The organism is Methanoplanus limicola DSM 2279, from assembly GCF_000243255.1.
GTDB lineage: Archaea > Halobacteriota > Methanomicrobia > Methanomicrobiales > Methanomicrobiaceae > Methanoplanus > Methanoplanus limicola.
Map to the genome: position 1 here is coordinate 2,218,473 of NZ_CM001436.1, position 11,124 is coordinate 2,229,596.

An 11,124-nucleotide genomic window follows, 5' to 3' on the forward strand; every position below is an offset into this window, starting at 1 on the left:
ATTTTGTAAAATTGTAACAATTGCATACAACAATGTTTAAAACACAAATTTACAAAAATACATATGACAAACAAAGATATAATTGTTTGGATCTCTGAATTTTCTGATAAAAGAGGTTGCGGGCCATAAATGAAGTTTTCAAATAGACAGATTCCACTGCCGGAGAATTAGGTCTTTGGAGATGATAAAGTTATGGAGGTATTGAATTACCGGACTTTTGAGGTCGGGAAAAGAGGAATATTTATAGCTTTTAAAAATATAACGGAAAATATGCGAGATCTACTTTTTATCGAATGCACTCCGAAAAAAGATGATATACGGGAAGGTATTGTTCTGCATGAATTTTTAAACATGACAGATACAGGCTACAGGGGCCGTTTTGAACTGCATGAGATTAGCAGTAAAAATAAGCTGATCTCATTGCTGGAAGATAAGGAATATCTGAAGAGTTTTAAGGGAATTCATCTGAGCGGACACGGAACTAATGAAGGGGGAAGACTTGGGTTTAAGCTGCCCCATGGAGTCCTCCATCCGGATGAATTCCCCAGGGGGTGCTTCAATGATAAGATTGTCGGTTTTTCGGCCTGTGATCTTGGAAAAATTGATTTTTGCCGGAATTTACTGGGAAATACCGGTTTTAAGTGCTTCATTGCTCCGCAAAGGGGGGTAAAATTTATGGATGCCGCCATCTGGTTCCTGACCCTGTATTACCTTTATGTCGGGTGCAACAAACAGATCTGGACTGCCTACAATGAGACGAACGAGAAGTTTAACGCCCTTGTAAAGGGTGCATTTCAGTATTATGAACCATAGATGCTAAAGGGAGAGTGACCGTTGGAGTTGTCTGGAAGAATATTTGGGAATCGGAATTTAAAAAAAAGTCACTCATGAACCAGCCGGTTCACAGATGATGAATGAAACTGTGCACTGTTTCATAGGAGTATTCTTCCGGGACTAAAACACCTGTCCTCTTGAGAGGTCGTATGAGAGTTTTATCTCGTCTTTTATGAATTCTTCCATATCAGATGGAGGATATTGGTCAAAGTTTTTCCGGTAATTATTTACAACGTATCGCTCCGGCCGGAATTCCGACTCAGAGGCTATGAAGAGCGGTTTCCACCCGAAGAATGCCTCACCTTTTGCCATATTTTTCTCTTCCGGATCGTGAGGTACCAGACCGTATATATTATCTACCGATGCCATCATCATGAAGAAGGGACGCCTGATGCCTCTTTTTTCGGTGTAGAAGGTTATGACGTAGGTCGGGGCACCTATAATGCCTTCGCCGGTTGTATATTCATATTTTACAAATGTTACATTTTCAAAGGATTCACGCAAGAACCTGATGAGTTTTGTGATGGTGAGTTCTGATTCTTCCACACTGTCACCAGTCGGGAAGAAGTACCTCACCCTGCCGCCTTCGATGAGATCCTCCTCAAACCTTTCCAGTTTTGTATGCAGGAACTGGTTGTTTGCTTCGTAGTAGTTGAGCAGTTCCTCGATAGTGTCATTGATGGAGTCGCTTCCGGATTTGAATGTTTTTAGCCGGTTTATTGCCGTCTGCCTGAGCCTCACCATTGAGTAATTGGGTCTTCTGCCTGTGCTGAGTCCGCCAGGTCCTCTGGACATCCTTCTCCTGTTTTCGTTATCCTGCTCTCTTAATTCTTCCCTGTTTAATCCCGACCTGTTCATCCCAATCCGGGTTTTACTTCTGTTTTCGCTTCTGGTTTCATCTCTGGTTTCACTTGAGGTTTCATCTCTGGTTTCACTTGAGGTTTCATCTCTGGTTTCACTTCTTTCTTCACTTAAGATATCACGCTTGGTTTTACTCCCGGCTTCACCTCTTGTTTTTCTCTCCGGTTCCGGGTTTTCGATAATTTTTATTTCATCATTTTCTTTTTTTGCCATATTTTCTCTCCCTTACTGTTTTTTATAAAGTCCCTTTGGTCCAGGTTAAATTATGATATATCTGCTAAAAAAACATTGCAAATTCCGATAATAATTATTTGCTGTAATATGGTATTTTCTTTACTATTAAATTATGTATAAAATGTAAAATGTGTATCATAAAATCATTCTGACTGTCATAAAAACCAAGGTTTTTGTTAATTAGCTTAAAGGAACATTTAACATCGATTCTAAAAAAAGATTTACTATTTAAAAAACAAAGGCTAATAAAATATCAACACTTTCCAATTTCATTAATGATTTCACAGAGATCATTGAAATAGTAAATCTTCCGCCTGCCATCTGACTTTTCACGCTTAGATTTAATCCAACCTGCCTTCACCAACTCAGGCAGAACTCTGCCAGCATATGACTTAGTTATACCCAAAATTTCCTGTGCTTCTTCATGAGTAAATGAATTACCATTTGTTTTATTATATAGTTTAGATAACTTTTCAAGTAAATGTTTAGGGATAGCTTCAGCCATTTCTTCATGAATGTGGATTAAAAAAATATTTATAGCCATAAGTAGTCTACTCATTTAGTAGACTAATTTGGAGGAATAAATGGGAGAATTAAAAAGTATTATTACAAGAACCAGGGAGTTGGAAACACCTGCATTTTTTCCGGTTCATAACTGCGGAATTAAAGGTGATGGCAATTCCCCAAAATATTGGGAAGAAATTCCGGATATGAAAACAATGATGGTAAATGCTCACTACATTAACTCAACGGCCTTCTATGAAAGATTAAAAACTCAGAAATTACATGGCAAATATGTTAAAGATGGCGTGTTTTTTGCAGACAGTGGAGGATATCAACAAAAAACAGACAACATAACATTAGATCCAGTCCAGATCCTAAGAGTTCAGGAAAACATAGGAGCCGATATTGCTGCTACACTGGATGTACCAGTTTTTCAGGAGGATGACATATACTACAGAAACCATTCAGATTCCATAAAAAAAAGTGTAAAAAATGCATTATTAGCGCTTGAAAAACGGGAACACGAAGATATGCTGATATATGCCACCATACAGGGAAGCAATATAAAAGTTATGATGAATATGCTCGATTATCTGATGAAAAGAGGAAATTTTGATGGTTTTGCAATAGGTGGTCTTGTATCAAAAAAGTCAAATTATAGGGCAGTAATTGACACAATTTTTGCCATCAGGAAAAAAATTGGAGACCTCCCATTACATATTTTCGGATTGGGAGGTCCAACAATGATTCCTTTAATGGTTTACATGGGTGCCGACACTTTTGACTCATCAGCATTCTTAAAAGGAGGATCAAGCAGGTTATATTTCCTGCCAGAAGGTAATACTATTGAATTTCAGAAGATGAAAGTAACGAAATACCTTCCCTGCATCTGTCCTGTCTGCTCAAATCACAAATTTGATGAAATACGCAATGAGAGAAAACTGATTGGTTTACATAATTTGTGGATCATAAACAATGAAATAAGAAAATTAAAAGTCTCTATTTTAGAAAATGACGTTGAAAGATATCTGGATAAAAGATTTTCAAATAGTATAGGAATAAAAAGTTCATATAGATATGCCAAATTAAAAAAGAAGGGCCTAGTATGAGAAAAAGTATGCGTCCGGTTTCACTTAGCCGGGTTGTAGAAGTTGCATTGATTGCAGAGAAGGAAGAAGAAATTAATTATGAGAATCTAAGTGAAAAACTGAATATTTCCATCCGTAGATCCAGAGAAATAATTAATGAAATGGATGTTATGAATCTTCTTGAAAATGATGAACAGAAATTTATTCCGACTCAGGAATGTCGAATATTTAACAGAGCTGTTTTGGAAGAAGACTGGGAATCAATTCACTCCGTTTTGATGAATTATCCATTTTACAGCCAATTTTATAATTATATTGACAGAAACGGACCTGTTGAATTATCCAACCTTGAAAGTGGAATGAAAAATTCAGAATATCTTTTTAATAAGACATCCATCTCCATAATATCAGACTGGACTCTAAGGATTGGCCTGATACAGAGAAATGTATTCAATGATCACTATTACAGCATTAATTCTGATTGTATAAATTTTCCGGATTCCTTTGCCAGAAATTATTCATCACTTGACACAGATGAATCAGGTTTCATGAAAAAAAGATACATTTCAATACCTAAATTGAGGGAGTTTACATGCGAAAATTTAAAAATTAGCAGGATTTTTTTTGATAAATCACTTATTGAACTTTACAATAAAAACATTGGAATTATTGAATTTTCAGGTGCACCAGTAACAACAAGTGCAAAAAAAAGCAAGAAAAAAATAAAATCAGCTGTTTTTTCAAACATTCCAGAATGGACCGGTGTTGAACTTAGGTCTGACAAGTATCTTAGTGGAATTAAAATTGGGAAGAAAGAATTCATATATGTAGCAATTCACGGGAGTATAAACAATGAGTAACCTGGAGATTAATCTATCAGATCTGGACTATTCCAGATTAAACCTGACCGGAAATCCATTCCCTTATTCAGGTATTCCGGAGCAGACACCTGAAATATACGTTGGGCAGGAAGATGTACTGAATAAAATCAGCAATGTGCTGTCTCCGGTTATTAAATATGGCCGATCAAGCCATCTGATAATATCAGGTTCCTACGGGAATGGTAAAAGCCATACTCTCAGATATATCCAGTCACAGATAAAAAAGCAGTTTGAAAATTCAGAATTAAATAAACCGGTTGTAGGTTATATCGGACAACCCGGTGAAAGTATGTTGGATATTTACCGTGATTTTATCTACGATATTGGACCCGACTACCTAAAGAGTAATGCCCAGAAGTATATCGGGAACTGTGCTGTCCAACTGTCCCGCGAAGGTAAGATAGAAGAAGATATTAAGAACAATGAGGGTTGGAATTCTATTGAAAGCGGAGATGTACTGTTATCAGACGTTATTCCGGAGGCTATGATAAAATTATCTGCAAAAACCAAATTTCCTGATTTTTCAAGGGCTTTCCTTAATCTGGCCTACGAAGAGAACTCCATTACATCCTGGGAATGGATAAGTGGAGAATCTATTGAATATTCACGACGAAGAGAAATTAATCTCACAACCAATATTGGGAAAAGATTGTCCCAAAGAGCCTTTTTAGCTTTGAAAAATACTCTTGAATTAACAGACAACACCCCTCTGATATTATTAATTGATGAATTTGAATATATTGAAACACTTCAGACAAAAACCAAACAGAATATGCTTAATTCGATAAGACATCTAATGGATCTAAATCCATTTGGACTTTCAATTGTTATGGCCTGTGCGCCCGAGGTCTGGGAGAAAATAATATCTGAATATCATGCATTCTCAGAAAGAATTGGTAAAGAAGTAAATTTAAAACCCCTTACAAGAGAAAATGTTGGAGAATTTATTATATCTTATCTCAATTTAAAAAGGAAATTGGGGAGTGATTCACTGGGCCCCTTTACAGATTCAGCTATTGATAAAATATTTGTTCAGGGTCAGGGCAATGCCAGACAGATCATTACAATCTGCAGCAATCTTTTGGATTTATCAATAAAAGAAGGAAAAAAAATAGATGAAGATTTTGTGAGTAATTTATTATGAATTTCCTCAGGATAAAATCAAAAAATATATTAAATATTAATTTAAATCTAAATTTATGAAGTTTGGGGAGGTTAATTCATATATACAGGATATTATCAGAAATAATAACTATTTAATCATAATAGATACTCAATCATCACAACCCTTTGGTTCCCTTCGTTCAGTACCTCTTTTACATGAGATTTCAGGATGTATGGATTTGAGTATTTTTGATCCGGAAGCAGCTATCAGCAGGAATTTTCCATTAAAATTAATACAGGATATTTCTTTTCAGGACCTTAGCAATTGTTCTGATAAGGGCAGTCTTCTCTCTTTGATAATTCTTAATTCAGGATATGAAGAAAAGACTGGATATGTTTCTTCAATAATTGAATCAAATACACCAAAAATATTTGTTGGGGATTCTATCGGTTTTACTCCTAAAAACTGGAGATACTCCGGGAAAAGCATAGAGGAAAAATCAATACAGATTCCTTTAAACTATAACAGGGTTTACTCTAAATTTATTGAGGATAACTGTTTACAGGAATTCCAATTTAAAACAACTAAAAACGTCTTCTTTAATAATCTTTATAGACTGGAATATCGACTGTTGGGTAAAAAATCAGCTCAAGTCTCTGATCTTTTTAATTTTGGAGAGGAAATACTCGCGATTACACCAATATGGGATATTCTGGTAGAATTGTTAGGTAATATTAAATCTTCAAATGATAAGTTCAATGATATTTCCATTTCTCTTAAACCATGGATTGAAGATGAAAATGATGTTAAATCTGTTTCTGAGAAACTATACAATATTTTGAACGAGAATGATTTTGATCCATCTTTAATTATTGAAACCAGAGATGGATACATAAGCAATAATCATGAAAATTTTCTGCAGATTTGTGAATCCTGTAAAGATAATGATATTCAGGGCTATATCTCAGAAATTATTGGGGAATAATTATGGCAGTAGATATTTTAGATCAACCAAACGGGGGCATTCTTGAATCCCTGTGTCAGTATATTTCAACAACTGACGGAAGCGTAAATAAAAAAGAATTGTTATCCAAATTTACTTCAGGAAATAAAAATTCAATTGAGGCTCATTTAAAAATTCTCGATGCTCTGGATATAATCATAAACTCTGAAAATGATATAATACTCAGGGATTGTAAGTATCTTGATATATGTGATCCCTATTCTGAGAATTTTTCATTACATTTCAAGAGCCAGTTATTATATTCAATCAGAAACTCAGACGAAGAACATATTAATTACTTTTCTCATTTTTTAGGAGAGTTATTTGCTAATCCGGTCATTAATGAAAACAGTCTCGAAGAATATTTAATTCATGCCAGAGGAAAATCAGGAATTATTGACCCGTCTGGTGAAAGGTTAGGTGGCAAGGTTGACTTTTTAAAGCAACTACTTACATACTTCAACTTTATAACAAAACTTGATGATAGAAGAATAATGATTTCCTTTCCCCTGGATTTGTTTGAAACAATAGTTAATCTGTTACTAAAAGATTCAGAACCAAAAGATATCTTCTCCGGGTTTTTGCCTTCTCTTGAATCAGAATTCTTTCCGGTATTTACAGACACCGATAAGACAAAAATTCTTCCAGTACTTATGAAAACTCTCTCTCTTAAAGACGAATTATCTTCAATAGAATTTGATTATCTCTCAGATGGAGGCAGACCACTGAACATAGAGACTAACAACAAAGAATATAATTTAATCATGAGGGTGGACTAACATGAACATTTCAGAAATAATAAGTAAAGACTTAGTAAATCAGACATTTACAATAGAGTGTTTCCAGAAGACCGAAGAAACCTTCTTTAAAACACATTATCCTCTGAGTTTTTATCATAAAAACCCTGGTTCAGGAGAAATTGATAGATTAGTTTCAGAGAAGGATTTTCTTGAACAATGGGACTTTAATTTAAGTGAAAGAAAAGATAGCAGAAGTTATATCCGTCCTTATGTAATATGGGGAGCCCCAGGAACCGGAAAAACAGAATTATGCAGACTTCTGGAACTTGAAATCCCAAAAAAATGCTCCGATTACGAAACAATACGTGTTTCAAAGCGTGAACTTGCAATGGGAGGAATTCTGGGAGTTGCCGAGAGAATATCCGGAAAACAGGTTGATATTTCAGAAAAATTGCTGCAGGATCGGGGAGGAACATCAGTTTCCACATTCTACAGATTCATTTTGGGTTTAATATATGACGAAGATTCTTCATCAATCACTATTTCTGCAAAGAATGAAGAAGGACGTGCGTTTGCTTTTGAATATCTTGCAGAAAAAGTAATCTATAATATAAGAGAAAGAGTTGATAAATTTAAAAATACCGAAGATTTTTCTACGGTTGAATCATCTTTAGAATTTTTTACTTCAAAAGATAAAGTAGATTGTACAAAAGATCCTGAATTGATAAAACACGGAGTAAGCATAAATCTAATTGATTATGATAAAGTAAACAAAACATTATATAATAAATTAATTAACAACTTCTATGATACAACAAATGTTCAGGAATTAATATTTAAATATATCAAAAAAGCAAATGAAAATAACAAAATTCCGGTACTTATATTTGATGATGTTACTTTCCTTGGAAATCTTATTGATGAATTTATAACAGTCATTACTGATATCTCCACAGATGAAGGTTATATCTGTGATTTTATAATCGGAACAACTACTGCATTTTATGAAAACAAGATCAAAGCCAGCTTTTTTGGAACAGCTGAAGCAAGACTCCATGAAGTTAAATTAAGTCTTAGCGATTCTGAAAACAGTAAAAATGCAAACTGGCTCGTAGGTGAAAAAGGATTAAATCACTTTTTGCATTTCACTCAGAAATATTTAAAGGCGTCATATAACCCATCATATGACAATTTAAGTGAACTTGATTTCAGAAATCAGTTCAGGGATTATTTTAAGGATAATAAATTTGTCTATTATCCTTTTTCAAAAGATTTCCTCATAAAATTATATGGGAAAATTAAAACCGATATGCTGCTTAGTAAAAATCAGAGCATATCCCTGACTCCCAGATTTATGATTCAGATATTAAGAAATACAATTTTACAGTCATATGATAATGATTTACCGCCAAGTTGTTTTGTCGATAATTTTCTTACTCTTAATACAACTGACAATTTCTCCGGACTACTTGAAGAAGATAAAAGAAGATGGTTTAATTTCTATAATACTTTATGGTGGTATGGGAATATTGAAGGAGGAAAAGTAACTCTTAATAGCTCATTTTTATCTGAGTTGGGTGTTCATGAAATTCCTCAAAAATATATTAATGCCGATACGGTTCAGGCAAGCCTTAATTTATCAGAATCAAATCTGAACCTCATCAGTGACGGTGGTAGTTCTGAGAGAACAAAAGTTGAAGCAATTAATCCAGTAAGACAGGAGGTTCAGCAGAATGTAAGACTATGGTGCAAAGGCGAATCAAATGATCTTCCCCTTAATTCAATCAAAGATGGATTTAATTTAATTCTGAAAAAATTAAATGGTGACCTTTCCGGGAGTAAAAATTATAACAACCTGATAAATCGCAAATCTTCAAGAAAAGAGGGTTTAGAAATTATTTCGTATAAACCAAAAGGAAACCGGGAGTGCGAATTTCATATTGGCGGAGATGGCAACTGGAAGAACAGAATCACAATCATTCCATCAGATCAAAAAGATTCTTTTAAAGATGAAATTTCAAGATATAAGGGATTATTCCTTGCATTTACAGTTGATGACTTTGTAGATCTTTACGAAATCGGAACTGAAAATTCAGTTGATAATACCATTAATGAATTCCTTAGTAAAAATATAGTCAGGATTAAAAGTTGTCTGAATAATTACAATATTTCATTAAAAAAGACCTTTGAAGAAGAACTAAAAAATACTACTGAATCCTACATCCTGTCAGCATACATTACAGCAAATTCGCTCTTTAAATCCAAATTATTTTTAGAACCTATAATTGATGCCAAAGATATTTTAAGAATTCATGAAATAGAAAGGGATATCAGCTATAATGTATGGTCACCTGAAATACAGAGAATTTTTCTAGAAGGTACAGTTAAGCACGACAAACTACTAAAAATTGTTAATGGTCTGTTTCTCAGTACATTTTCTATAAGAGGTTCGGGTGAATCTGCTGGAGTAATCGACTACCCTCTCCTTGAAAGGGCCTGGAAAGATATTAAGGACAATCCATATTACCCTCTAATAAACTCAGATGTTCCAAATAAAAGATATAAAATTGAAAAAGCTGATATTGAATTTAAGGATTTATCAGCCAAATTAAAATTATTTGCAAATAAATGTCAGGGACTTTCATTTGATTCTTCTTCAGAAGATCTTTTGGAAATTGAAGATAAATTCAGCCAGATGTGTTATGGGGATAATCTGATAAAACTTTTAAATGAATTGAGAAGCAATCTTTCAACAACACAGTATAATAATTCCATATCAAACATAATTCCAGTACTAAAAAAGCAGGATTATAAATTGTATGTGGATTACATCATTAAAATTCAGGATGAATTATCAGACCTTGAAAACAGCGAGGTTGATATATTCTCTAAAATAAAGGAGTTCCTTGTAACTATAAACTTCAAGTACATCTGCAATCTTGATGAGTATAAGGCAATGGGATATCTTGATAGATTAGTCAGTGGTTTAGCCAGTGAAACAGATTACAAATCTCAGATTAATTATGATATAAATAAAATCAGAAATTCTCTTGATGAATTTTTAATTATGGATGGTGATTTCTGATGTCTTTAAATTATCAGGAAGAATTAATCAAAATTACTGGTTTCCTGGAAGAAAAAAATAAATTCGCTGAAAAAAACGAGAAGATCAGAAAATTACAAAGAGAAATTTCTGATTCAAATTTAAAGAGATCATGTATTATTCAATCTAAATTCCTGACAAAGATAAAACCAGATGAAAATGAATTAAAAGAGACCCTGAAAAATTTATATAATACCCACCAATACTTATCCCGCAAATTAAAAAACAATCAAGAAGGGTCAGTTTGCAATATAGAAGGATTGGATATAGAGGAACTGGAAAAACTATCAAATGATTTTGATACTTTCAACACTCAGGTAAGAGAACTTAATCGCAACAACAGTAATTTAATAAATAATATAATCTCTGAACTGGACAAAAGGAAAGAAAATATTTCCGAATTTGCATCTCAGTATCCTGAACATAATATCAATCCGGATGTCTTCGATGAAACAAAGGAATATATCAGGTCAAACATTTCAAATTCAGAGGCAGCATTTCAATATTTAACAAACAATGGTTTTGATTACTCCTTAAAGGAATGGAATGAATATTTTTCAAAATGTGAGGCCGAGGAAGAGAAAACCAAAGGTCTTGAAATAAATGATGTTTCTAAAGAAACAAAAGAATTCCTTGATAGAATGAAGGCTGGACATCGGTCAAATCTACATAATATTACCACTACAATATTGTCTGAAATTAATGATAATTATCCGGATTTGGCAAGGAATATTTCTGTGAGGCTTAATAAGTAACATCATTAAAATCATA

The 11,124-nt window shown here is 33.7% G+C and carries 10 protein-coding genes; 8 read left to right on the forward strand and 2 right to left on the reverse strand.

The genetic code is table 11. The features are described 5' to 3' along the window. The first annotated feature begins 270 nt into the window (after positions 1 to 270). Positions 271 to 813, forward strand: coding sequence for a hypothetical protein (locus METLIM_RS10520; protein WP_157202289.1), 543 nt, complete (start codon positions 271 to 273; stop codon positions 811 to 813). 141 nt (positions 814 to 954) lie between these two features. Here METLIM_RS10520 and METLIM_RS10525 read toward each other — a convergent pair whose 3' ends face one another. Together METLIM_RS10525 and METLIM_RS10530 are read right to left on the reverse strand one after the other, a co-directional pair. Continuing rightward, positions 955 to 1,908 (reverse strand): hypothetical protein, encoded by a 954-nt coding sequence (locus METLIM_RS10525; RefSeq protein ID WP_048145891.1) that lies wholly within the window; start codon positions 1,906 to 1,908, stop codon positions 955 to 957. Positions 1,909 to 2,182: 274 nt separating this feature from the next. Next, entirely contained in the window at positions 2,183 to 2,473 is a 291-nt protein-coding gene (locus tag METLIM_RS10530) for a winged helix-turn-helix domain-containing protein (protein ID WP_004078437.1), read from the reverse strand. A gap of 40 nt (positions 2,474 to 2,513) precedes the next feature. On the opposite strand from METLIM_RS10530, the gene METLIM_RS10535 reads away from it, so the two are divergent. Genes METLIM_RS10535 through METLIM_RS10565 form a run of 7 tightly spaced genes read left to right on the forward strand, consistent with a single transcriptional unit; the run spans position 2,514 to position 11,108 of the window. Beyond that, positions 2,514 to 3,542, forward strand: coding sequence for a tRNA-guanine transglycosylase (locus METLIM_RS10535; RefSeq protein WP_004078438.1), 1,029 nt, complete (start codon positions 2,514 to 2,516; stop codon positions 3,540 to 3,542). Beyond that, positions 3,539 to 4,381, forward strand: coding sequence for a hypothetical protein (locus tag METLIM_RS10540; RefSeq protein WP_004078439.1), 843 nt, complete (start codon positions 3,539 to 3,541; stop codon positions 4,379 to 4,381). Before METLIM_RS10535 ends, METLIM_RS10540 begins: the two co-directional genes overlap by 4 nt. Beyond that, positions 4,374 to 5,546, forward strand: a complete 1,173-nt coding sequence (locus METLIM_RS10545) for a BREX system ATP-binding domain-containing protein (protein ID WP_004078440.1) — start codon at positions 4,374 to 4,376, stop codon at positions 5,544 to 5,546. Before METLIM_RS10540 ends, METLIM_RS10545 begins: the two co-directional genes overlap by 8 nt. Positions 5,547 to 5,601: 55 nt before the next feature. Further along, positions 5,602 to 6,492 carry a hypothetical protein gene (locus METLIM_RS10550; RefSeq protein WP_004078441.1) on the forward strand — a complete coding sequence of 297 codons (891 nt, stop codon included), beginning with the start codon at positions 5,602 to 5,604 and terminating at the stop codon, positions 6,490 to 6,492. A 2-nt stretch (positions 6,493 to 6,494) separates the two neighbouring features. After that, positions 6,495 to 7,289 carry a hypothetical protein gene (locus METLIM_RS10555; protein ID WP_004078442.1) on the forward strand — a complete coding sequence of 265 codons (795 nt, stop codon included), beginning with the start codon at positions 6,495 to 6,497 and terminating at the stop codon, positions 7,287 to 7,289. 1 nt (position 7,290) lies between these two features. Then, positions 7,291 to 10,335 carry a hypothetical protein gene (locus tag METLIM_RS10560; RefSeq protein ID WP_004078443.1) on the forward strand — a complete coding sequence of 1,015 codons (3,045 nt, stop codon included), beginning with the start codon at positions 7,291 to 7,293 and terminating at the stop codon, positions 10,333 to 10,335. Next, positions 10,335 to 11,108: a hypothetical protein gene (locus METLIM_RS10565; protein ID WP_004078444.1), complete on the forward strand. Its 774-nt coding sequence runs from the start codon at positions 10,335 to 10,337 to the stop codon at positions 11,106 to 11,108. The genes METLIM_RS10560 and METLIM_RS10565 overlap by 1 nt, the downstream gene beginning before the upstream one ends. Positions 11,109 to 11,124: the final 16 nt, after the last annotated feature.

Excerpts from the sequence above, each read along its gene's own strand:
- METLIM_RS10520 (WP_157202289.1), top strand. The coding sequence starts at position 271 with ATGCGAGATCTACTTTTTATCGAATGCACTCCGAAAAAAGATGATATA.
- METLIM_RS10525 (WP_048145891.1), bottom strand. The coding sequence starts at position 1,908 with ATGGCAAAAAAAGAAAATGATGAAATAAAAATTATCGAAAACCCGGAA.
- METLIM_RS10530 (WP_004078437.1), bottom strand. The coding sequence starts at position 2,473 with ATGGCTATAAATATTTTTTTAATCCACATTCATGAAGAAATGGCTGAA.
- METLIM_RS10535 (WP_004078438.1), top strand. The coding sequence starts at position 2,514 with ATGGGAGAATTAAAAAGTATTATTACAAGAACCAGGGAGTTGGAAACA.
- METLIM_RS10540 (WP_004078439.1), top strand. The coding sequence starts at position 3,539 with ATGAGAAAAAGTATGCGTCCGGTTTCACTTAGCCGGGTTGTAGAAGTT.
- METLIM_RS10545 (WP_004078440.1), top strand. The coding sequence starts at position 4,374 with ATGAGTAACCTGGAGATTAATCTATCAGATCTGGACTATTCCAGATTA.
- METLIM_RS10550 (WP_004078441.1), top strand. The coding sequence starts at position 5,602 with ATGAAGTTTGGGGAGGTTAATTCATATATACAGGATATTATCAGAAAT.
- METLIM_RS10555 (WP_004078442.1), top strand. The coding sequence starts at position 6,495 with ATGGCAGTAGATATTTTAGATCAACCAAACGGGGGCATTCTTGAATCC.
- METLIM_RS10560 (WP_004078443.1), top strand. The coding sequence starts at position 7,291 with ATGAACATTTCAGAAATAATAAGTAAAGACTTAGTAAATCAGACATTT.
- METLIM_RS10565 (WP_004078444.1), top strand. The coding sequence starts at position 10,335 with ATGTCTTTAAATTATCAGGAAGAATTAATCAAAATTACTGGTTTCCTG.